The sequence below is a fragment of the Bifidobacterium thermacidophilum subsp. thermacidophilum DSM 15837 genome, assembly GCF_000426425.1.
Lineage (GTDB): Bacteria > Actinomycetota > Actinomycetes > Actinomycetales > Bifidobacteriaceae > Bifidobacterium > Bifidobacterium thermacidophilum.
In genome coordinates, this window is record NZ_AUFI01000011.1 from 16,516 (window position 1) to 39,385 (window position 22,870).

The window sequence follows — 22,870 nt, forward strand, 5'->3', positions numbered from 1 at the left end:
ATGTTGAAAACCAGCATGCGTCTCGGACTCGAGCCTATTATCGACGGCGGCGGGAGGGGACTGGTATGGATGTTCGGTGAACTGGTGTTGGCCATCAGTGCGATTGTGCCGTCATTGGCCATGGCGGTTGCGTTGGGTCGAGTCGGTGACTGGACTCGTCAGGATTTGCTCTTCCTAGTCGGGTTCGTGTTGACCGCCCGGGGTCTCGCCCAAGTCGTCGGCGGAGGTAACATCCTGATGATCAGCAGGAAAATCGGCCGCGGGCAGCTTGACCACAACCTGTTGCAGCCGCTTCCGCTTTGGAAATCATTGGTTGTCGAGGGATTCGGTTCCCTTGACCTGATTGTCTCCCAGCTGCTTGGTGTGGGGTGTCTGTGTTGGGGATTGTCTTACGTCGCGCGACCGGAACCGGCATGGTGGTTCGCGCTGATTGTGAATATCGTGTGTGCGGCGGGTCTCGTCATAGCCACACAATATTTGTGGGGAACCCTCGCGTTTTATGCTCCGCAATCCGCCGAGGAAATCAACACAATCACGGACGGGGCAATCAGCCAGTTGTCCGTGCTGCCATTGAATGGCGTGATACCGTTCGTTCGGGCTGTGTTGACTTCGATTCTGCCTGCGGCAATGATCGGGGCGGTACCGGCTTCATACATGCTGCATGCATATGGTTGGCGGCTTTATACGATGCCCCTGTTCGCGTTGGCGTTCGGCATTATCACCATCGTTATTTTCAGGCAAGGACTACGTCACTATGGAAAATACAGTGTTTCCAGGTATTCGAGCTTCGGACATCGTCGTTAGACTCGACGGTGTCTGCAAACAGTACAAGCAGAGGCAGGGGCATGACGGTACGCCGCGTTCATGGCGGAATCTGTTCAGGCGGCAGTACAAGACCATCACGGCACTTGACAATCTGGATCTCACGATCCATCGCGGTGAAACCGTGGCATACGCCGGTCCGAACGGCGCTGGGAAGAGCACGACGATCAAGCGTATTGCAGGATTGCTCACACCGGACTCGGGGACCGTGACATCGCTGGGAATGAACCCATTCTCTGACCGTGTCAGATATGTGCGGAATATCGCCGTGGTTTTTGGCCAGCGAACGGAATTATGGTGGGACCATCCGGTCTCGTCGTCTTTCCGATGGAAGAAAAGCATCTGGAAAATCGACGACGAGACATATTCCAGGCAAATTGGCATACTGCGTGAACGATTCAATCTGGCCCCTATATGGAACTCGTTGGCGCGTGATCTGAGCCTGGGGCAGCGAATGAGAGCCGATCTTGCGCTTGCCCTGCTGCCGGATCCCCAGCTGTTGCTGCTGGACGAGCCGACGCTCGGGCTCGATGTCGAAGCACGTATGGCAATGCTGAGGTATATCGGCGATCTCAACGCGAACACCGGGCTGACGATTCTGATCACCTCGCACAATACGTCTGATCTTGAGGAGCTGGGACAGCGTGTCGTACTGGTAGCGCAGGGCACGAAGCGATTCGATGGAAGCTTCAGTCAATTGCGTGCGCAGGTCGGTGATGTGCGTGATATGTGCGTGGTGACGGACTCATCCCGACCCCCGCAGGTTCCGGACACGATCGCATATGACCGTTCCGAAGGACGTGCACATTATTACCATTTCATGGCGGACGAGCACAATATCATGGATATCATCGACATGATTGGAAGACAGTGTCGGATTCTGGACATATCGATTGAACGGACATCCATAGACAACATTCTCACGCAACTGTACAGACGATACAACAGCGCATGATGCATTGACTGCCCATCGACATAACAAAAACCTTCTATCGACGCTGAGGCGATTGTCAGCGTCGGTAGAAGGTTATCGGAGGTGCCTAGGAATCTTAGGCCGGTTTGGAAACTGTCCTCGAGGACGGCGGTCCCTCAGCGCTCGCCGCTGGCACGCAGCAGGGCTTCGGTGAGGTATTTGCCGGCGGCCATCACGAGCGGGGCGTACCGGCGGCCAGGGGTCGTGCCCATGCGACCAGTCGGCCCGGAGATGGAAATCGCGGCGATGACCTGGCCGGAGGGGTTGCGGATCGGCGCGGAGATGGAGCATACGCCGTCTTCGCGTTCGTTGATGGATTCCGCCCATCCGCGCTTGCGCACGGCGGCAAGCTTGGCGGCAGTGAATTTCGCGTGGCGCAAGCCCTGATGCAGGCGTTCTGAATCTTCCCACGCGAGCAGGATCTGCGCGGCGGACCCGGCTTCCATGCTCAGCAGTGCCCCGACGGGGATGGAATCGCGCAGACCGCTGGCGCGCTCCACAGCGGCGATGCACACGCGCTGGTCGCCCTGACGACGGTAGATTTGTGCGGATTCGCCGGTGCGGTCAAGCAGAGTCTGCAGAATTGGGCCGGATGCGGTGAGCAGGCGGTCTTCGCCAGCGGCGGCGGCGAGTTCAGCGAATCGTGATCCGAGAACGAAGCGTCCATGCTGGTCGCGGATTACGAAACGATGGCGTTCCAAAGCAATGGCCAGACGATGTGCGGTCGGTCGGGCAAGACCCGTTTCGTTGACCAGCTGGCCGAGGGTGGCAGGCCCTGATTCGAGCGCATCCAATATTTTGACCGTTTTGTCAAGTACTCCGACGCCGGAATGGATATCGCCATCAGCCTGCGGCGGCTGATTCTGATCGAGGTTGGGACCCATGAAATCCTTGGTGTCAAAGCGTTCCGGTCCCACGGGGACGCGCAATGTGGAAGAAGTCATATTCCGGATTATGCCATCTCACATATCGAAACGCAAAAGCAGACACCCGTCGAAAACCGACATAGTGGAGTACAGAGGGCCATGTGGAAACGCATGGCTGAAGTAATTGTAGGGCGAAAACGTTGAAATTCCGCCAAAGGAGACAGCATGGGAACCACATTGGCCGAAAAGGTATGGGCTGACCATCTCGTACAGCAAGGCGAAAACGGCGCGCCGGATCTAATCTACATCGACTTGATGCTGATGCATGAGGTCACCAGCCCCCAGGCGTTCGAGGGGCTTCGTCTCGCGGGTCGCAAGCCGCGTCACACGGATTTGCTGATTGCGACGGAAGACCACAACACGCCGACCGTCGACATCGACCGTCCGAACCCCGACAAGACTTCCGCGCTTCAGCTAAGCACGCTGGAGAAGAACTGCAAGGAATTCGGCGTTCGTCTGCACCCGCTCGGTGACGCCGACCAGGGCATCGTGCACGCTTTCGCCCCGATTCTAGGCCTCACCCAGCCGGGCATGACCATCGTGTGCGGCGATTCCCACACTTCCACGCACGGCGCGTTCGGCGCCCTCGCGTTCGGCATCGGCACCTCCGAGGTCGAACACGTGATGGCCACGCAGACGCTGTCGCTCAAGCCGTTCAAGACCATGGCCGTGAACATTGAGGGCGAACTGCCCAAGGGCGTGAGCGCCAAGGACATCATCCTCGCAATCATCGCGAAGATCGGCACCGGCGGCGGCCAAGGCCACGTCATCGAATACCGTGGCGAAGCGATTCGCAAGCTGAGCATGGACGAGCGCATGACCATTTGCAACATGTCCATTGAGGCGGGCGCCCGTGCCGGCATGATCGCCCCTGATGAGACGACCTTCGAGTACCTGAAGGGCCGTCCGCACGCGCCTGAAGGCGAGATGTGGGACAAGGCGGTTGCCTACTGGAAGACGCTCAAGACCGATGACGACGCCGTATTCGACAAGGAAGTGACGCTCAACGCTGCCGATTTGACGCCGTTCGTCACTTGGGGCACCAACCCCGGCCAGGGCGTGCCGATCACCGGCAATGTCCCCGATCCGGCCAATATCGCCGACGCTGAGCAGCGCGCAGCCGCCCAGTCCGCCATCGACTACATGGGCTTGAAGCCCGGCCAGCCGATGAAAAGCATCCCGGTGGACACGGTGTTCATCGGCTCGTGCACCAACGGCCGCATCGACGACCTGCGTACCGCGGCGAAGATCATGAAGGGCCACCACAAGGCCGATTCCATCCACCGCGTGCTCGTGGTGCCAGCATCCTCCCGTGTGCGGCTTGAGGCCGAGCGTGAAGGACTTGATAAGATCTTCAAGGATTTCGGCGCGGAATGGCGCAACGCCGGCTGCTCGATGTGCCTGGGCATGAACCCGGACAAGCTGGTGCCGGGCGAGCGTTCAATTTCCACTTCGAACCGCAACTTCGAGGGACGCCAAGGCAAGGGATCGCGTACGCATCTGGCGTCGCCCGCCGTTGCCGCCGCAACGGCGATCCGTGGCACGATTTCCAGCCCCGAGGACCTGTAAACCGCAATCCCACGCCAAACAGGCTGAACAATTTAAGACGCATAAACGCGCAATCCGGCCGCCGACAACACGCCTGCGGCCGGTGAAGGCCGGCAGGCAGACGCCGGCCGATGAAAGGAATCGTTATGGAAAAGCTGACCGTGGTGACCGGAACCGGCGTTCCGCTCCGCCGCTCGAATGTGGATACCGACCAGATTATCCCCGCCGTGTTCCTCAAGCGGGTCAAGAAAACCGGGTTCGAGGATGCGTTGTTCTACGCGTGGCGTCGTGATCCCGAGTTCGTGCTTAATCGCCCTGAATACAAGCAGGGCAAGATTTTGGTCGCCGGACCGGATTTCGGCATCGGCTCGTCGCGCGAACACGCGGTGTGGGCGCTGCGTGACTGCGGTTTCCGTGTGGTCATCTCCTCCCGCTTCGCCGACATCTTCTACGGCAACACCGCGAAGAACGGTGTGCTGGCGGCGATTATGCCGCAGGAAAGCATCGAGCTGCTGTGGAAGTTGCTTGAAGAGGAACCCGGCCGTGATATGACCGTCGATTTGGGTGCGCGTACCGTGACTTGCGGCGACGTGACCCTGCCGTTCGAGGTGGGCGACTACGTGCGCTGGCGTCTGATGAACGGCTATGACGACATCGATCTGACGCTCCAGCACGAGGATGATATCGCCGCCTACGAGAAGATGCGCGCTGAGAAGTTCCCGTTCAAGCCGAAGACGCTGCCGGCCAAGCATTGGCCGGACGTGCCGATCCAGTCCGCGCGTGAGTCCGAGGAGACCAAGCCGTGGGCCGGGCCGATTGGTAGCCGGGAGTAGTCGGGGCATACGCTGTTGGCCGCGGAATCCGTGTGGATTCCGCGGCCTTTTGCGTTGTAGACGCGGGTGACGGGATGCTTGATTACGGGCACATTGTGCAGGCGAGCGGTTGCGGGAATCCGGTGAATACAACCATTTCTGGGGCATCGCTCCCGTGGGACTTCAGAAATCACAAGGCGGAAACCAACGCCCATCGGCTGTTGGCGATTTGGCGATTCGCCGCACCGGATACGGTACGCTTACGGGGACAGCGCAGCCGCATCCGGACGAAACCGGAGCGCGTCCCGACCGGAATGGAGCAACACATGGCGAAATACGCGAACGTCGAGGAATATCTTGGCTCAATTGCCGACGAGCGGCATCGCACCAAATTCAAGGAACTGCTCGACTGGGTGCATGCCACATGGCCGCAGCTGGTCTGCGAAGTCAAATGGAACCAACCCATGTTCATGGACCATGGCACATTCATCATCGGGCTCACCGCGCTGACCAACCATGTGACCGTCGGCTCCGAACCGCGCGCATTCGAGCATGCCATGCCGCTAATAGAGCAGCAGCATCTCAAGCGCGGCAAGAAGACCTTCCAGATTCCGTATGAGCGCAGTGACGCGTGGGAGGTGCTCGAACAGATTATCGAATTCACCATCGCGGACAAGCGCGACGTGCAGACCTTCTGGGATCAGCGCCGTCCAGGATGTTGATATCCGCGGTTTCGTGAGGTAAGCCGCAGGATTGCCTGCGTGGGTTGGCGGCGGATTATCCAAGGATTGTCTGCGCAGAACCCTAAGCAGAAAGGCTGGTGAGCCACGTCAACAGTATGCTCGTGCTGACCTGTTTGCCCGCTCTGATGGGATTGGTCTACGCGGTTTGGTTCATGCGCCGATGGCAGCTTTGATGCGCCGGACGAGCGTCGCATCCCACATGGCGCCGGTCGCGCTCATGACCGCATCTGCCCCCGCCTCTCGGTACGCGAGGTAATGTTCCGGCTCGATGACCCCGCCGACGCCGATGATCGCAAAATCAAGCCCGAGGCGCTCGCGAATCGCCGACAGGCGGCGGACCATGTCCAGTCCAGCCCCACGGATCGCGTTTCCGCACACGCCGCTGCGGTCGCGCCCCTCGCCAGGAAGCGCCTGATTGCCGGAAGCGTCCACGAGTTTCGCGGAAATCGTGTTGATGGTGGAGAAACCTTGCGCTGTGCCATGTCCGACGGTTTCGCGCACCATGGTCTCGAGCTCGATATCCGAGGGGAAATAGGCGAGTTTGACGATGAGCGGCCGGTCGCCAATCTCGTTCTTGACTGCTTCGGTGATGCGGCCGACCAGATGCGGGTCGTGGCACAGCAGGCGGTTATGGCCTTCGTTCGGGCAGCTCGTGTTCATTTCCATCAGCTGTGCGCCGGTTTCGCATACGAGCCGCGCAGTGGCCACGTGGTCGGCGATGTACTCGTCGGTGCTCATGCCGGCGACGCGTGAGCCTTGGAAACTCGGCACCAACAGCTGTCCGGGGCCGGCGGCGGCGATGGCGTCACGCATATCTGGCTGCCATACGTCAGGGTCGCGCGACGGCACGCCGAAGGAATTCGAGATGGAAATCGGCAAATCATACCGGGTGTCCGCGAGCACGCCTTCATCGAGTTCGGGGCTGCCGGGGGTGAGCGACCCGTCCGCCGCCTTGGGGTGCACGGCCAGCACGTTCGGGAAGGGGTTGCAACCCCAAGCGCGCGACCGCACGGTTTTGTACACGGCCAAATCGAATCCCATACGGAAGGCGGCGGTCGTGAACCGTGAGTTGAGCAGCGGGCCGGCGGGAATGCCGAACGGCAGATTCACCGGGAAACCGAGCACGGTTGCGGGTTCTGTGGGGGTTGCGTGTGTCGCAGCGGTTTCATCGGTTGTCGGAGCCGATTCGGAAGTCGCCGCGGAATCCATCGTGCCGCTGTTGGACGCTGCAGCCTCGCCTTTCAGTGCCGAAGCCTCACCCGCCAGCGCCTGCGCGAACTGGCCGAACGGCCCGCGCCGGTAATTGTCGTCATAGGTGAGGTTGACGTCATAGAACGGCTCGAATTGCTCGTTGGTCATGCTTGCAAACTCCCGTCATTTGCCTTTCGGCACCCGTATTTGCTCCCAGTATATGGATTGGCGTGATTGGTCGTGGCGATGTGCGGCGCTGGTGAGACGATTTGCGCGGCTGATTCAGAACGACCGATTCGGGTGGCATCCCAAAACCGACCGCGCAGTCGATTCCGACCAGCAATTACTCGCAGGCTACGCCGTCGCCATCGCGGTCGAGTTTCCTGGAATACCCCGGTTGCCCCTGATACAGCGGAGCCTTGCCCGCAGCGCGGACGGCCGAGCAGTTCTGGTAATAGACATCCCCGCCGGATTGCTGCGTGGGCGCTGGAACCGGTGCAGCCTGTGTCTGTGCCGGTGCTGGTGCCGGTGCGGGTGCGGCTTGTGTCTGCGCCGGCGCGGGCGTCTGCGCAGGCTGGCTGTCCGCTTGCGCAGAGGCGACCACGCCGCCGCCATCGGGTACGGTCTGCCCCGGGCAGCCGGACAATACGTTGGTCATCGCGTCTTTCTCAGCCTGCGTCACCCATAGCGCGTACTTGTGCTTCACGCCGATCTGCCGCGCGACATACTGGCAGCGGAACGACTTGTTCGACGGCAGCCAGGACGCCGCGTCGGAATCGGATTTCTGCTGGTTTGCCGGCCCGTCCACCGCGAGCAGATTGTATGGGTCATTCGCCAGTTGCAGCCGCTGGTCAGCGTTGAGCTGCTGTGCGCCCTTCTGCCACGCGTCGGACAACGCGACGACATGGTCGATCTGCACGGCGGTCGACGTATGCTGTCCGCGCACGAAATTGATGGTTTTCCCGGTGTACGGGTCGTTGAGCGTGCCGGTCTTGACCACGCAATCATGCGTGCCGGGTTTGAAGGTCACGTTCGTCATATCGCGTTTGAGGATGTCGTTGCGCGTGTCGCAGCCGTTGTGATCGACGTCCGACCAGGCGGCACCGAACTGGGTGCGCGCGTATCCGGTTTTGGGTGCGCGCCCTTTAACCGGCAGGGTTGCCAGCATGTCGACGGCGGCGCCGGACGCGTTGGATGATCCCGAATTTGCGTCGGATTGCGCGGATGCGTCGTCTGACGGGCTTGCGCTGGATTCGGGCGTTTCGCTCGGAGAGGCGGATTCGGACGGAGTCGCGCTCTCCGACGCGGAATCGCTTGACAACGCCGATGTATCGCTGTCGGACCCGCCGCACGCGGACAACGGCAGCAGCATTGTGCCTGCGAGGATTGCGGCAATCAGCTTGGTCAGCGAACGTCCCCTGGAAAAGACGCCACGCGTGATATTCGAATATTGGCGCTCTCCCGCGCCGCCGGAATTGCTCATGTGATGCTCCTCCACATGCTTGATCATTCCAAATCCCTCCGAAGCACCGCCCGATAGCGTGCTTCAACGAGACATTCTATGTCCGCAGGAAGGCTGACAACCGGCATCTCGCAAGCGTGTCATGGACGGTGTTGTCGTTGTTCTGTGGCGATTGGCGGAAAACCGCTTTTCACGTACGATTCGGCTGGTAGCATGTTCACCGCTTATGCACATGCGGTGTGGCACCATTGGTGATACCAACCAGTAGTGTGTCAGCGTCGGCCGCCCATTGGGGCGACAGACGTGTCCGGGCAAGGGAATCGAAAGAGGTCGACGTGGTCGAAAAGAAAGACGATGTGCTCCATGTTGAGGGCGGCAAACCGCTCCATGGCACGATCAAGGTTCGCGGAGCCAAGAATTTCGTAAGCAAGGCCATGGTTGCCGCCCTGCTCGCGCCCGGTAAGTCCGTCTTGAAGAATGTGCCGGAAATCCGCGATGTCCACGTGGTGTCCGATTTGCTGCGCCTGCACGGCGTGGACGTGAATGTGGACGGCAAGAACGGTATCGTCACCATCGACGCTTCCCACGTCAAACTCGCGGATGTCGCCGATGTGGACACCTTGTCCGGCTCCTCACGCATTCCGATCCTGTTCTCCGGCCCACTCGTGCATCGCTTGGGCGAGGCGTTCATTCCGGCGCTCGGCGGCTGCAATATCGGTGGGCGTCCGATCAACTTCCATCTCGACACTCTGCGCAAACTCGGCGCCGACGTCGACAAGGAACACAAGGACGGCATCCATATCACTGCTCCGAACGGCCTGCATGGCGCGAAAATCCATCTGCCGTACCCATCGGTTGGGGCCACCGAGCAGACCCTGCTGGCGGCTGTGCTCGCCGAAGGCAAGACGGAACTGTCCGGCGCGGCCATCGAACCGGAAATCATGGATTTGGTCGCGGTTTTGCAGAAGATGGGCGCAATCATCTCCGTGGACGTGGACCGCACCTTCCGCATCGAAGGCGTGGAAAAGCTCCAAGGCTTCACCCACACCGCACTGACCGACCGCATCGAAGCCGCCTCTTGGGCTTCCGCGGCGCTTGCCACCCGCGGCGACGTGTTCGTCAAGGGCGCCACGCAGGCCGACATGATGACCTTCCTTAACGTGTTCCGCAAGGTCGGCGGCAAGTTTGACATCACCGACGAGGGCATTCGCTTCTGGCATCCGGGCGGCGACCTGCACCCGGTGGCCATCGAGACCGACGTGCACCCCGGCTTCATGACCGATTGGCAGCAGCCGCTCGTGGTCGCACTGACCCAGGCGAAAGGCCTGTCGATCGTGCACGAGACCGTGTACGAGAACCGTTTCGGCTTCACCAAGCCGCTGGTACAGATGGGGGCGACCATCCAGCTGTACCGTGAATGCCTCGGCTCGCTGCCCTGCCGTTTCCATCAGCGCAACTACAAGCATTCCGCGGTGATTTTCGGACCGACCCCGCTGACCGGGCGCGATATCGACGTGCCCGACCTGCGCGGCGGCTTCAGCCATTTGATCGCGGCGCTTGCGGCTTCCGGCCCGTCCGACGTGCACGGGATCTCACTGATCGACCGCGGGTACGCGGACTTCCGCGGCAAGCTGCTCGCGCTTGGGGCTGATATCGACTGACGTTGGCTTGGTGCTTGACGCGCGGTGCTCTGTGCTCGGCGGCTAGTCTGGTAGGTCCGGCTGGTCTGGGAGGTCCGGGCGGGGATGTTGCCGGGTTAGCTGATTCCGATGGCTGTTGGTACTGATGGTGCCGTTCTCCGATGTGGAGGGCGGCACCACGTGTTTTCGGGCGGTATCTGGCGGTGGTATCCTGGTGTTGTGCGACTCGGCGGTTGCAGGGCAGCTGGGTTGGAGGATGGTTCCGGCGCGGTATCTGGACGAGGCGTGACGTGGAAGTCACACGGCGGGCAGATGACGGATGACAGCAACGAGTCGGTACCTATCGTCAGCCGCGTGTCGCGATGTTAAGATGGCGCTCAGTTGAGAAGTACAGCCCGGAAGACGAGCGTTGTTGTTCGGTAGGATTCGGGGCGCTGAGACGAAGGGATTCGCCATGTATTGTGGGCACTGCGGATGGAAGAACACCGATGATGCCAAGTTCTGTGCGTCATGTGGCAACCCTCTGCGTCAATCGGGCGTGGGGCAAGCAGCGGCTCAAACCGCGGTACAAACCCAGCCCGGTCAGGTGATGGCACCTGATGGCTCTCCGGCTTCGGCTCCGGATTCTGTGCGTCCAGCAGCGTCGCCATCATCCATCGAACCGAATGGCACTGTGCCGAATGCCACTGCATCGAATACCCCTGTGGCTGCCACACACCAGCCCAAAGCCATCATCGCGGTGATTGTCGCAGCGGTGCTTGTCGTCGCAGCGGGTGTAACGGCAGGCCTGACATACCATGCTGAACTCTGGGGCGGCAAGACCTTGCCTGATATCGCTGCCGCCAGTGCGAACGCCGGAAAACAATCAGGAAAGGCGAAAGCGGCCGTCACTGCGGATTCCGTGGTCGCGCAGTTGAAGGCCAAAGGCATCACTTCAGCCAAGCGCCAGGAATTTTCCGGGGCTGAGAAAGGCGCGTTCCTCGGGTATGGCAACGCCAAGGCCGGGCAGCGCGTGCGGTCCGGTTCCAGCGTGGTCGTACGCGAATCCGCAGGGCCCGGCGTCCCGAGCAATGTCGAACATGCGAAAGCCAGCACGGCAGTCGCCACACTCAAGACTATGGGCGTGCCGGTCCACACCAAGCAGATCGCAGTGAGCTCCTCCTCGAAACTCGCCAGCGGCACGGTGATCGCGACCTACCCGCTGGCCGGTCAGGCGGTCACCGACACAACCACCGGCATCTACGTCGGCGTTGCGGCGAAAACCGACGGCAAGACCCCGGCCATCCCCTATGACGCCATCGGTACGGATATCAACAGCGTGAAAGACATACTCGCCAAAGCCGGCGTGAACGTCGTCGCCAAGCCGCATTTCTCGTCCAAGAAGAACGTCGGCAAATTGGTCTCTTCAAGCCCGGCGCCCGGCACCGTGCTATCCTCGGGCGAAAGCGTGACGCTCTACTACGGTGTCGGCGCCGACAAGGTACAGGAGGCGACTGTAGGGCAAAGCAACGCGCCGTATTTCTACGCTTCGGAACTCAACGACACGGTGACCGGCACATATTGCAAGAGCACTGTGACCGACGTTGCAAAAGATTGCATCACGCTCGCGCAGGATGAAAACGGCTCGGTATACCGCGTCACGGCGAAAGACACCGGCACAAGCAGTGATGAGCACAGCAACGACTTGCTGACCATGTGCTTCCCCTTCGCGGACGGCAACGCCGGTGACATCGGCACCTGCTCGTACGGCGGCTCACAACTGCCGCCAGGGGAGGGCGGCATGGCGAAGCGTCTGATCGCCAAGCAGTGGGGCGCCTTCGATTTCGGCGAGCTCGGCGGCTCACCAAGCTGCGGCACCGCCATGTTCTCCCCGTACGACGAAGGCTGCAACGCCAGCAAACAGGTCGTGCAGGACCAAGACATGTCCGGAGCGACCTTCGACATGCATGACTTCTACGTGTTCTTCGCTTCCGGTGCGAATCTGGATGCCATCGAGAAGAGCGGGTATTTCGACGACAGTGCGCTCGCGGCAGCGAAGAAAAGCTCGAAGCCGGACACATCTCGCCCGTTCATTCTCGCCCGTGACGCCTCACAATACGACACCACGAGCGTTCCATACAGCAAGGCGCCGGTGCCGTCCGGGCAGACGCTGGTGCAGGACCCCTTCGTCCCCGGAGTCGGCGAATTCTCCGCATCCGTGAAGTTCAAGCCGGCGCCCACCGATGCGAACGCCTACTATCTCGTCGAATCCGGCCAGCCCGACTGGCAGAATCTGCCCAACTGCGACGCCAACGGCAAGGTATCCGAAGCGGTCGCACAGGAGCAAGGATTCTGGCGCCAGGTGCAGGGGAAGTATATTTTCTCCGTTGGTGCCGGCGCATGGTCAACGATAATGACGGTTAATGTAGATGGCACATTCTCTGCTGATTATCACGATTCCGACCTTGGGGTAACCGGCGATGGATATCCGAATGGATCCAGATCAATCGCGGCCGGCACAGGTAAGTTCAACTATTCCAAGCGCAACGATGATGGCTCGTTCAGCATGACATGCGACCAAAAGGCGTTCCACCAGAACGGCACCGTCGGCGACGTGACCATCAAAGACGGTGTCCGGGTGGAAACGGTTGACGGCATTTACGGGCTGACCCCGTGCGGCACGTTCACCGTGTATCCGGCCGGATACGCGACCAGCGCGCTGAGTGACGACGTGAAAAGCTGGATGTACGGCACGGTCGGCAATCCGCTCCCAACGACGCTGGCCGGTCCGCTCATCGTCAATGACCGCGGTACGTTCGCTTTCATCTACGACCAGAACTGATGACGGAGTGGCTATCTTCTGGCAGTGTATTGAAATCTTTTTTGAACTGATTGGTTCAGAATAATGATTCAAGGATCGGCCAGATTTTTCGTTAGCCCATCGGAACTGGTGAAGCGTTTGTCGATACGAGCATCCGTCTGTTGCGTGGCCTCGACGCTTGTCAGACTTTCCCGTGTGACCTTGAATGGCAGCCGTTCTCACGGATGGATTGCCGCGGAAATACGCTGACGGGCAGGTGATATTCCGGTTAGGCACATTTGTTGCGCATTGCGATTTGCTCCCGGGAGATCTCGCGCGAATCGGTCGAGAACGGGTAAAACTCCCGGATTCTCGCGGGAGTTTACAGCAGATATGCGAATACGGTGCTGTTCTCCCAAAATCGGCTTTTGGGTCGATTTTTCAGAACCGCGGAATTCCAACGTTCCTGTTGGGAGATTATCTGTCAGGGCACCGGATTGCGCAAAACTCCCACGTCCCGCGCGGGAGTTTAGCCGCAAATCGCAGGATTCGCCGAGTTCTCCCGCAGGAACGTCCCTTTTGGTGGCGACAGGGTAATCAAATCAAACCAAGCCGGCTGAACGCGTGCGCGAACCCGTCATCCTCCACGCTGTCGGTGACCATGTCCGCCGTATGCTTGATCTCCTCAATCCCGTTGCCCATCGCGACGCTGGTGCCGGCCGCGAGAATCATCGCCATGTCGTTGCCGCCGTCGCCGAGCGCGATGGTGTCCTCGATGCGATACCCGAGCGTGCGCGCGATCTGTGCCACGGCGGTGCCTTTGTCGGCACCGGGGATCAGCAGCTCCCCGTGATTGTCCGAAATCTTGCCGTACGTGCCCGGTACGGCGGTAAACCACCGGCTGAGCGCCTTGCACGTGTCCTCGAACGACGTCGGATTGCCACGATCGGCGAAATACGAGCCTTTGCTCGCCCTGATGGATGCGCCGAGGCTCTGCCCGTGTGTGTCGAGATCATCGATGACATGCCAGCGGGACGCGAACTGTGGATCCTTCCACGCGGAGTCTTTCGCTTGCAGATACTGCATGTACCCGCGCGACACGTACAGGCCGTCCGGCCCCTGCCACTGGTAGTTGCGGATGTCGTGTTCCCGGAAGTACGCGGTCGCCGCATCGATGGCTTCGGGGCTGATTAGATGTTCGAACAGTGTGCGGCCGTTGATGTCCGCCCGCGCCCCGGCGACCGAGACCACGCCATCGAAGCCGAGGTCGAGGATGCTCTGCTCGATTTTCATGAGCGACCTGCCGGTGCAGATGAACAGCAGATGCCCGTTGCGCTGGGCCTGCCGGCACGCGTCGATGGCCGATTGTGGCACGTGATGGTGCTCGTCGGCCAGTGTGCCATCGATATCGATGAACACGAGCTTGCTGCCGGCAGACGCATGCTGACCGGATATGCGCGGTTCGGCAGACACCTGTCGGTCGTCCGGTGACACATTGCTGCGATTTCTGCTGTCCTTGCTGTCTCTGTCGCCCTTGCCGCACATGCAGTCCACACAGTCCATGCTGCCCATGTCGTCCCTGCGGTTCATGCCATTGGCATCACTGATATCGCTCATACCGCCACCGTACCGCCCACCACAGTCAGATTCCTGGCGATTGAACGCCGGGAATCCGCACAACACCCGGTTTTCGATTGATAATGCGGTCCGCCGCTGACAATCAGTCGAATCCCGACGGATTGACGGATTTCATGCGCGCGCAGCCCTCAGCCTCCTCTGCCTCTGCCTTGGCCGGCGGTTGCGGCACAATGGTGGTATGACTTCGAAAGGCAAACCATCGCCGCGCAGCGCGGTCAAGCCGCTGAGCGACGAACAGGTCGCGAAACTTGCGCAGCGCCATCATCTGGTCGATCCGACCAAGGAATACCCGACAGGCCCGCGTACCCCGAACGATGCGGAAATCAACGCGCAGAACCCGAAAGCCACCGCCCGCCTGCTCAAAGGTGTGTCCGTGGTGCTCAGCCAGCGCAGCAAAGTGTACGCGTGGGGCCTGGAGCATGTTCCCGAAACCGGCCCGTTCATCACCGCCGCCACACACGTGACCATGTACGACGTCTTCGTCCCGATGATGAGCCTGTTCCACCTGGGCCGCCGCCCTCGGTTCATGGCCAAGGCGGAAATGGCGCATTGGCCGGTTATCGGTAAATGGTTCCAGACCGTCGGTATGCAGCCGGTCCCGCGGCGTTCAGGCAAGGCGAAAGCCATCGAGGCGGAATCCATCAACATCCTCACCTCCGGCCGTCCGCTGACCGTCTGGCCGGAAGGCACCCTCACCCGCGATCCGCAGAAATGGCCGATGAGCATGAAATCCGGCGTCGGATACATCGCGCTCGAAGCCTCACGCCGGCTTGGCTACCAGATCCCCTTGTACTGCTCAGTCACATGGGGCGCGGCAAGCATCAACCAGTTCTGGCCGTGGCCGCGCAAGAACGTCATCATGTGCTATGACGACCGGCTTGATTACGCCGATCTGCTCGTCACACAGGATTCGTGGGGTGACGAGCCGCCTGTCGAACTCGCCCAGGCGCTCGCCGACCGTGTACGTGCCCGAATGGAAGAGGTCATGGCCGAAATCCGCGGCGAACAACCGCCGGCCGAAGGATACTGGGATTACCGCACGATGAGCCGCAAGCCACGTCCGCAGATTTCTTTCCGACGTGAGGACGGCGAGACGCCGTTCATCGCGGCCACGCAGGGCGCCGCACCGGCTTCAGCCGTGTGATTTAGGCGTTCGCGCACGACTTTCTTCCAGTACTCTCACTTCGCATTCGCGCGTGTATAGGCGGGGCGAGTACCATGAAGCCCAGCACTACGGAGTCCGCCCGCAGCAGGCGGGCTCCAGCGGCGGCAGCGACAACCGCCACGACCACAATCAGGCGCCGCAACACGTCTGCAAGGAGATTGACATGACAAACATCACCGTCCTGGGTGCAGGAGCATGGGGAACCGCGTTCGGCCAAGTTCTCGCCGACGCGGGCAACACCGTGACCATGTGGGCGATTGAGCCGGAAATCGTCACGGACATCCACGAGCATCACCGCAACTCGTACCGTCTGCCCAGCGTCGAACAGCTGCCGGCGACCATGGACGCAACCGGTGACCGCGCACAGGCGGTGGCGCATGCGGAAATCATCGTCGTCGCAATCGCGGCCCAGTTCGCCCGCGTCGCGCTCGCCGAATTCAAGGATCTGATCCCGTCCACTGCGCTTGTTGTCTCCCTGATGAAAGGCATCGAACGCACCACCGGCAAGCGCATGGACCAGGTGGTTCGCGAATCCCTGAACCTTCCCGAGGAGCGGTTTGTCGCGATTTCCGGCCCGAACCTGAGCAAGCAGGTCGCCGACCGCCAGCCTGCGGCCACTGTGGTTGGCTGCGCTGACATCGACAACGCACGCACGGTCGCAAAAGCCTGCGAAACCAAGTATTTCAAGCCTTTCGTCACCACTGATGTCATCGGCCTGGAAATGTGCGGGTCACTCAAGAACGTGGTCGCGCTCGCCGTCGGCATGGTTCGGGGAGCCGGGTACGGGGAGAACACGGCCGCGATGATTGAGACTCGCGGTCTGGCGGAATTGACGGCGTTAGGCAAGGCTGCGGGCGCCGACCCGAAGACCTTCGCGGGACTCGCCGGCGTGGGTGATCTGGTCGCCACCTGCGGATCCCCGCTGAGCCGCAACTACACCTTCGGCGCAAATCTGGGCAAGGGCCTGAGCGTCGAGGAAGCCACGAAGGCAAGCAATGGCGTCGCCGAAGGCGTGCCGACCACTGATGCGGTGGTGGCGCTCGGCCGTCAGCTTGGCGTGCCGACCCCGCTCGCCAGCGCGATGAGCGATGTGCTGGGCAAGGGCATCTCCTGCGCCGACATGCTGGGCGAGTTGTTCGGCGGCGACATTACTGAGGAGTAACGCCACCGAGGAGTGACATTACTGAGGAGTGATGTCACCGAAAAACGACGTCACCGAACAGTGCCGCCGCACAGGCAGTGGCACCGTTAAGATTTCCGGCGATTCGTGCCCCTCGCGGCCGCCGAACCATGGTTCGCGCTATGGTTGCGGCAGACGAACGCGCAGCGATCCGCCGCCATGAGGTTTATTCGAAGTCAAGGTGAGAACCGGGCGCCCGCGCGTAGGCGGGGAACAGCCCACAACGTAAAGGATGATTATGACGAAGCAACGCATTATGGTGCTGTACGGCGGCAAGGCCGACGAACATTCGATTTCCTGCATTTCGACCGCCGGTATGCTCAATGCGCTTGATACCGAGCGTTTCGAGCCGATTCCGGTGGGTATCACCAAGGACGGCAAGTGGCTGGTCGGCGGAACCGACCCGCGCACCTTCTCGCTGGACGGCGGTGAACTCCCGGTCGTCCAGGCCAGTGCCGACGCGCGCGAAGTGGTGCTTGACCCGGCGCGTGGGGCGGATGGGTTCTTCGCCCGCGAACAGAACGGAACGCTGACTTCCCTCGGACATATCGACGCGGTGTTCCCGGTGCTGCACGGTCCGTACGGTGAGGATGGCACGGTTCAGGGCCTGCTTGAGATGATGGGCGTGCCGTATGTGGGTTGCGGCGTGTTCGCTTCCGCCGCTTGCATGGACAAGCATTTCACGAAGGTGCTGCTCAACGCCGCCGGCATCGCCACGGCTCCGGGCATCACCCTCGACACCCGCGATTTCGATGCGGCCAACGGGTTCGCCGCCCAAGGTGAGGCGCTGATCTGCCAGGTACGTGAGGCAGGGCTCGCATACCCGCTGTTCGTCAAGCCGTCGCGCGCCGGTTCAAGCTTCGGTGTGACGAAAGTCGAGCATGAGGGCGATGCCGCCGAACTGGCCGCCGCCGTGTTCGAAGCTTCCCGCCACGACTGGAAGGTGCTGATTGAGCAGGGCATCGACGCGCGTGAAATCGAATGCGCGGTGTTCTCGCCCAAGCCAGGCGGACAGCCGCGCGCCAGCTGGCCGGGCGAGATTGTGCTCGACCGCCGCGACGATGGTGAGGACCAGTTCTACGACTTCGACAGCAAGTACATGGACGCACAGGCATCTCACGTCGAGGTGCCAGCCAAGCTGCCGCAGGAGACGCTCGAACTGGTGCGCAGCACCGCGATCAAGGCGTTCAAGGCTGTTGACGGCGCCGGATTGAGCCGTGTGGACACCTTCGTGACGAAGGACGGCTCGGTGATGGTCAACGAAATCAACACGATGCCGGGATTCACGCCGATCTCCATGTACCCCAAGGCCTGGGCCGCGACCGGTCTGCCGTATGGCGAGCTGATTTCCCAGCTGATTGACGGGGTGCTCAAGCACTGAAACCGCTGTCGTACGCAAGCCGGCGGAACTTGTAACCGCTCGGCTTGCTTCGCGCTTGTAGCATCCCTTGCTATGATGAACCTCACCAGTGCTTTGCGGCGAGGGCTGAGCATGTGGACAGTGGTCGAACAACGCAAGGGATGCTCATGACATGGATGAATGATAACAATCAGCCGGATGACAGCCAGCCAGGTGGCAGCCAACTGGACGACAGCCGGCAGGATGGCAACGGGACAACGGAATCTCAGCAGATGCCGCAGCCGGAACAGACGCCGCAACAGGAGCCGATTTCGCAGGAGCAGAAGCAGTCTGCGCCGGCGGGACAGCCATATCTGCTCGCCCCGCACCAAGGGCCAGTGAATTCTGCGGCGCCATTCCCGTATGCTGTGCCGTATGCTGTGCCGCCGCAGTCACCGCAATTGCCGGTGACGCCGGTTGTTCCCGGTCCGCAGACCATGGCGTATCCTCCGACGATGGGGTATCCGCCAATTCCACAACCCGCTCCGCAGCCGGTTCCTATGGCTCAACCGTACGTGCCGCAATACCGGGCGATGCCCCCGCAATACCCCGCTATGCCGCCGAAGATGCCCCAATCTGCGACGCAACCGCAATTCCAGACCCCGTCGCCGCAACCCCGGCCAGTGCCTGAGCCACAACAAGCGCCACAGGGGCAGCAGACCCCGCATCGCCAACAGCCGTCGCCGTCCCCGCAACAGCCCTATCAGCCGGCATACTCTGCATACCCAACGTATCCAACGTATCCAACGCCGGCGTACCCCGCGTACCCGCCGTATCTTCCGCAGGTCTTCCCGCCTGCCCAGTTCGCGCAGATGTTTCCTCAGCAGTGGCAGGCATGGTGGCAGGCGAAGCGCCGCACACAAGCGGCGAAACACGACTACTCAATCATCGGCTGGGCGCTGATACTCATCATCGGGGTGTGGCTGGTCGGCGCGTCCCTTGTGACCGTCGGCGTCGCTTTGTCCCACAATGGTGAAAACATCCCCACTGGTTTGCTTCTTCTGCTGAGCAACCTGCCGTTGTATGCCATCGCGATGCCCCTGTCGTTGCTTGTGTTCCGCAACGTGCCGAGGCTGGCGACCAAGCGGTTCGACATGTCGCCCGGCACATTCATCAAGCTGTTCGTCGCCATTGTGCCGATCATGTATATCGGCGCGATTATCGGCAATCTCGTCTCCGCACCGTTTTCAGGCGACGACCAGGATACGCTCGAATCAGCGTTGGCGAACACGGACTATTTCTCCCTGTTTCTGTTGACCTGCGTGTGCGCCCCGATTTTCGAGGAGTGGATCTTCCGCAAGGAAATCATCGACAGAACCCGCAAATACGGGGAAAAGACGGCGATTGTGGTGTCCGCGCTGTGCTTCGGACTGTTCCACGGCAATGTGCGGCAGTTCTTCTACGCATTCGGTCTTGGCTTGATTTTCGGATACATGTATGTGCGCACGTCGAAACTGTGGTATTCGATGCTCATGCATGCGCTGGTCAATCTCAACGGCGGAGTCATTTCGATTTGGGTGACGTCCCAGATCGACGACAAAGCGCTGATGCGCGCAATGGAACAGTCCAACGATGCTGCGATGCGTGAGGTGCAACGCCAGATGGGCGGACTGATTATCGTCGGTGTCTATGTGCTAATCATGTTGGCGTTGTTCATCGTGGGCATCGTCATTCTTGTGCGCAACCGCAAGCGTTTCGTCTTCTTTGATGCGCCCGAGCAGCTTGAGCAGGGTACCGGCGTGAAGACGGCGCTCGGCAATCCCGGCATGATTGTGTTCCTCGTCGTCGGTATCCTCATGACCATCAGCGCGTTGGTGATGTCGAAGATTCCGGCGGAGGGATCGTTCGGCGTCGATGATGCGGGTTCGGCAACCATCCTGCTACAGATGCTCGGAGCACTGATCGGCTGAGGGTGCCGGCGTTCCGCCTGTGCCCTGTCGGAGTGTTGTTTGAGCTTGGACCGAAGCTCTGCTGGGTTTCCGCAACACCGTTTTCCGCAGTTTTGATATCGCTGAAATCAATGCCGCTGAACCCCGTTGTGTGAGGATTTGCTCACACAACCGGACGGATGCCTTTCGGCTCATTCCCCGGTCGCGGCGCGCTGCTCGAGGAACTCCTCGCCGGCCAACGACCGGACCGCCGCATCTCTCACGGTGGACGCGAAGATGCCGGGCTTGGCGAACACCATGATCTCGCCCTCGACCCCATACGGGGAGAAGCCGGTGAACTTGACAAGCGGCGGGTTCCCGTCCGCCGCATATTCCGCCGTCGCCTTGCCGACTGTTGCGATCATCCGCATGGAGGCGGCATCGAGGTCGGTTCCTGATTTCAGTGTGAACGGCACGGTGACGCACCCTTCGCTCGCTTCGGTTACGCGCTCGAGCGACGAGGTGTTCAGCACGGAATTGGGGATGACGATTTCATCGCCGCTGCGGGCTTTGACCACCGTGTGCCGCCAGGTGATGTCTTTGACTACGCCTGTTGTACCGGCTACGGTGACCAAATCACCGGGCTGAATCACTTTGCCCAGCATCAGCCCGAATCCGCCGATGACATTCGCGATGGTGTCTTTCATACCGAGGGAGATCGCGACGCCTCCAACGCCGAGCGCGGTGATCAGCGTGGTCGGATTGATACCGAACACCGGTTGCAGCACGATGGTCACGGCAATCACCCAAATCAGGACGCGCGCCAGATTGATGAAAATCGAGGCGCTCGGCACTTGCGAGCGGTCAAGCAGCGTACGCAGTCCCCGGCTGACGAGTTTTGAGATGATGATGGCGGCGATGATCACTGCCGCCAGCCAGATGAGTTTGCCTGCGTTGGCGCTTAGCCACGCGATGATATATTCGACGATGCTCATATTCCCTCGATTCCCGGGTTACCAACGCCGGTGCAGTGCCGATACCGTATTCGGATACCGCATAAATCCGGCAGAACCAATCCGGCAAATCAGATCCGTTCCGTTCCCGTTCCAGTATCTTGTATCTTGCACCATCGCGTCGCGACTGTGCGCCCGTTCGTGGCCGATTCGCACAGAATCAACGAATTGCCGGCAATCGTGTTGCGGGCATGGCTCGCAGAACTGGAAAGAATCGCCGCCATGCCCTGTCACGGTGTCGAACGGTTCTCGACTACGATGATGGTATGGGCAACATCGTCGATTATGTGCGCACCGATTTCCGTACCTTCGCCGAGCATCCGTTCTCCGCTGTTGATTCCTTGCTGCTCAGCGAGCTGTCGTATATCCGTTTGCCGTTGGTGGTCCCGGTGTTCGGGGCGGCGCGTTCGATTGACACCATCGCGTTGACAGGATTGTTGCGGGCGGAGGATTTTCCGATGATGTTCGCCGCCGACTCCCAGCAGGTCAACAGCGCTCGTCTTGATTTGCTGGTTGCCGTCGCTGAAAGCCCGAGATTCCGCGGCTTGCGCGTGGGTGAGTACATCCAGCGCGACGATGTCGACCGTGAACAACAGTTTGCCGCGATGACCTTCGATCTTGGGGATTGCGCGGGTATCCGCGATTCCTTCGGTCCCGGCGGCTTGCTGTATATCGCGTTTCGTGGTACCGACGGCACGCTGCTTGGCTGGAAAGAGGACTTCAATATGGCGTTCCGCTGCCCAGTCCCGTCGCAGGAGTCGGCGGCGAAGTACCTTTCCTCAATCCTTGACCGGTCGGCGGGCGTGCCCGGCGGCGATGTCCCCGCCGTGATGGTGGGCGGACATTCGAAGGGCGGCAATATGGCGGTGTACGCGTCGGTTCGTATGGCTGCGCGCGATCTGGATGCCATGCAGTGGCTCGCGGATGAATCCGGCGAATCGCAGTTACCGATGATTGAGGCGACGTCAATGGCGGGCCGCCGGACATCCGACAAGCAGTTGCGCATCGGTAGCGCCGACCCCGGTGACGCCGGCAATATCAGCCGTGGCAGCAAAGACAGCCAAAACCTCCCCACTGACAGCACCACCCAATACGTTCAACCCGCCCAACGCAACCGGTACGCTGCGCGTATTTGCCGGGTGTTCTCCCATGACGGTCCGGGATTCCCCAAGCGGCTCGAATCCGCGGCGTTCGATGCGGTGGCGTCGCGCGTGGACAAAACCGTTCCGCAGTCATCGGTCGTCGGCATGCTGATGGATGACGGTCTGCCGCACCGGGTCATCGAAGCCGATGCCGTCGGTATCATGCAGCATCTGGGCATGTCGTGGCAGGTGCAGGATGGCGAGTTCGTCACAGCGCCCGGATTGTCGGCGACCGCGATGTTCGCTGGCAGCACGGTCAACGCATGGATGCTCAGTATCGACCCGGCTGACCGTCGGAAGGTGATCGACGAACTGTATGTGATTTTCTCGACTCCCGGCTACCGCAGTTTCGGCGAGCTTGCAGAGCATTGGACGACAGCGCTCCCGGTGATTATCGATGCCGCGCGCAAGACGGACCGTGAGACGCGTCGGCTGGTCGCCGGTGTGCTGGCCGCGTTGCCGGCGACGGCTTGGCGCAACTTGCCGCAGGTTCCGCAACTGGTGATTGATTCGCTGCGTTGACGGTTCGCGATAACGAAACGTTCGTCGTGCCGGCAGCCGAGTCCAAG

At 60.9% G+C, this 22,870-nt stretch carries 17 protein-coding genes and 1 pseudogene; 13 read left to right on the forward strand and 5 right to left on the reverse strand.

The window, feature by feature from the left end; genetic code table 11:
- Together K315_RS10745 and K315_RS0107240 are read left to right on the forward strand one after the other, a co-directional pair.
- Nucleotides 1-804 (forward strand): ABC-2 family transporter protein, encoded by an 804-nt coding sequence (locus tag K315_RS10745; RefSeq protein WP_044085957.1) that lies wholly within the window; start codon nt 1-3, stop codon nt 802-804.
- Nucleotides 755-1,777 carry an ATP-binding cassette domain-containing protein gene (locus K315_RS0107240; protein WP_161786019.1) on the forward strand — a complete coding sequence of 341 codons (1,023 nt, stop codon included), beginning with the start codon at nt 755-757 and terminating at the stop codon, nt 1,775-1,777. The genes K315_RS10745 and K315_RS0107240 overlap by 50 nt, the downstream gene beginning before the upstream one ends.
- A gap of 134 nt (nt 1,778-1,911) precedes the next feature.
- On the opposite strand, the gene K315_RS0107245 is transcribed toward K315_RS0107240, so the two are convergent.
- Nucleotides 1,912-2,679 (reverse strand): IclR family transcriptional regulator, encoded by a 768-nt coding sequence (locus K315_RS0107245; RefSeq protein ID WP_029576849.1) that lies wholly within the window; start codon nt 2,677-2,679, stop codon nt 1,912-1,914.
- Between the two features lie 207 nt (nt 2,680-2,886).
- On the opposite strand from K315_RS0107245, the gene leuC reads away from it, so the two are divergent.
- From leuC to K315_RS10520, 3 genes are all read left to right on the forward strand, one after another.
- Entirely contained in the window at nt 2,887-4,290 is a 1,404-nt protein-coding gene (gene leuC, locus K315_RS0107250) for a 3-isopropylmalate dehydratase large subunit (RefSeq protein WP_029576850.1), read from the forward strand.
- Nucleotides 4,291-4,415: 125 nt separating this feature from the next.
- Nucleotides 4,416-5,102, forward strand: coding sequence for a 3-isopropylmalate dehydratase small subunit (leuD, locus tag K315_RS0107255; protein ID WP_029576851.1), 687 nt, complete (start codon nt 4,416-4,418; stop codon nt 5,100-5,102).
- A 305-nt stretch (nt 5,103-5,407) separates the two neighbouring features.
- A complete protein-coding gene (locus tag K315_RS10520) occupies nt 5,408-5,803 on the forward strand; it encodes an iron chaperone (protein ID WP_029576852.1) in 396 nt (131 codons plus the stop codon).
- Nucleotides 5,804-5,974: 171 nt separating this feature from the next.
- On the opposite strand, the gene K315_RS0107265 is transcribed toward K315_RS10520, so the two are convergent.
- Nucleotides 5,975-7,183, reverse strand: coding sequence for a beta/alpha barrel domain-containing protein (locus tag K315_RS0107265; protein WP_029576853.1), 1,209 nt, complete (start codon nt 7,181-7,183; stop codon nt 5,975-5,977).
- Between the two features lie 175 nt (nt 7,184-7,358).
- Complete coding sequence (locus tag K315_RS0107270; protein ID WP_029576854.1) at nt 7,359-8,525, reverse strand: GmrSD restriction endonuclease domain-containing protein; 1,167 nt, start codon at nt 8,523-8,525, stop codon at nt 7,359-7,361.
- Nucleotides 8,526-8,812: 287 nt separating this feature from the next.
- Between K315_RS0107270 and murA the strand changes: the two genes are divergently transcribed.
- The 3 genes and pseudogenes from murA (at nt 8,813) to K315_RS0107280 (ending at nt 12,938) form a co-directional block, all read left to right on the forward strand.
- Nucleotides 8,813-10,138: a UDP-N-acetylglucosamine 1-carboxyvinyltransferase gene (gene murA, locus K315_RS0107275; RefSeq protein WP_029576855.1), complete on the forward strand. Its 1,326-nt coding sequence runs from the start codon at nt 8,813-8,815 to the stop codon at nt 10,136-10,138.
- 433 nt (nt 10,139-10,571) lie between these two features.
- A pseudogene (locus K315_RS10955) lies at nt 10,572-10,637 on the forward strand (zinc-ribbon domain-containing protein); the annotation flags it as partial.
- 183 nt (nt 10,638-10,820) lie between these two features.
- On the forward strand, nt 10,821-12,938 hold the full coding sequence (locus tag K315_RS0107280) for a PASTA domain-containing protein (RefSeq protein ID WP_033520682.1): 2,118 nt from the start codon (nt 10,821-10,823) through the stop codon (nt 12,936-12,938).
- 555 nt (nt 12,939-13,493) lie between these two features.
- Here K315_RS0107280 and K315_RS0107285 read toward each other — a convergent pair.
- Nucleotides 13,494-14,513, reverse strand: a complete 1,020-nt coding sequence (locus tag K315_RS0107285; protein WP_029576857.1) for an HAD family hydrolase — start codon at nt 14,511-14,513, stop codon at nt 13,494-13,496.
- Nucleotides 14,514-14,712: 199 nt separating this feature from the next.
- On the opposite strand from K315_RS0107285, the gene K315_RS0107290 reads away from it, so the two are divergent.
- From K315_RS0107290 to K315_RS09680, 4 genes are all read left to right on the forward strand, one after another.
- Entirely contained in the window at nt 14,713-15,678 is a 966-nt protein-coding gene (locus K315_RS0107290) for a lysophospholipid acyltransferase family protein (RefSeq protein ID WP_029576858.1), read from the forward strand.
- A 184-nt stretch (nt 15,679-15,862) separates the two neighbouring features.
- Nucleotides 15,863-16,861, forward strand: a complete 999-nt coding sequence (locus tag K315_RS0107295) for an NAD(P)H-dependent glycerol-3-phosphate dehydrogenase (protein ID WP_029576859.1) — start codon at nt 15,863-15,865, stop codon at nt 16,859-16,861.
- Between the two features lie 256 nt (nt 16,862-17,117).
- A complete protein-coding gene (locus tag K315_RS0107300) occupies nt 17,118-18,260 on the forward strand; it encodes a D-alanine--D-alanine ligase family protein (RefSeq protein ID WP_029576860.1) in 1,143 nt (380 codons plus the stop codon).
- Nucleotides 18,261-18,406: 146 nt separating this feature from the next.
- Nucleotides 18,407-20,188, forward strand: a complete 1,782-nt coding sequence (locus K315_RS09680; protein ID WP_029576861.1) for a CPBP family intramembrane glutamic endopeptidase — start codon at nt 18,407-18,409, stop codon at nt 20,186-20,188.
- A 170-nt stretch (nt 20,189-20,358) separates the two neighbouring features.
- Here K315_RS09680 and K315_RS0107310 read toward each other — a convergent pair whose 3' ends face one another.
- Nucleotides 20,359-21,141: a mechanosensitive ion channel family protein gene (locus K315_RS0107310; RefSeq protein ID WP_029576862.1), complete on the reverse strand. Its 783-nt coding sequence runs from the start codon at nt 21,139-21,141 to the stop codon at nt 20,359-20,361.
- Nucleotides 21,142-21,425: 284 nt separating this feature from the next.
- On the opposite strand from K315_RS0107310, the gene K315_RS0107315 reads away from it, so the two are divergent.
- The gene (locus tag K315_RS0107315; RefSeq protein ID WP_029576863.1) at nt 21,426-22,823 is read left to right on the forward strand and encodes an Mbeg1-like protein; all 1,398 of its coding nucleotides are present in this window, start codon (nt 21,426-21,428) and stop codon (nt 22,821-22,823) included.
- The last annotated feature ends 47 nt before the right edge of the window (nt 22,824-22,870 follow it).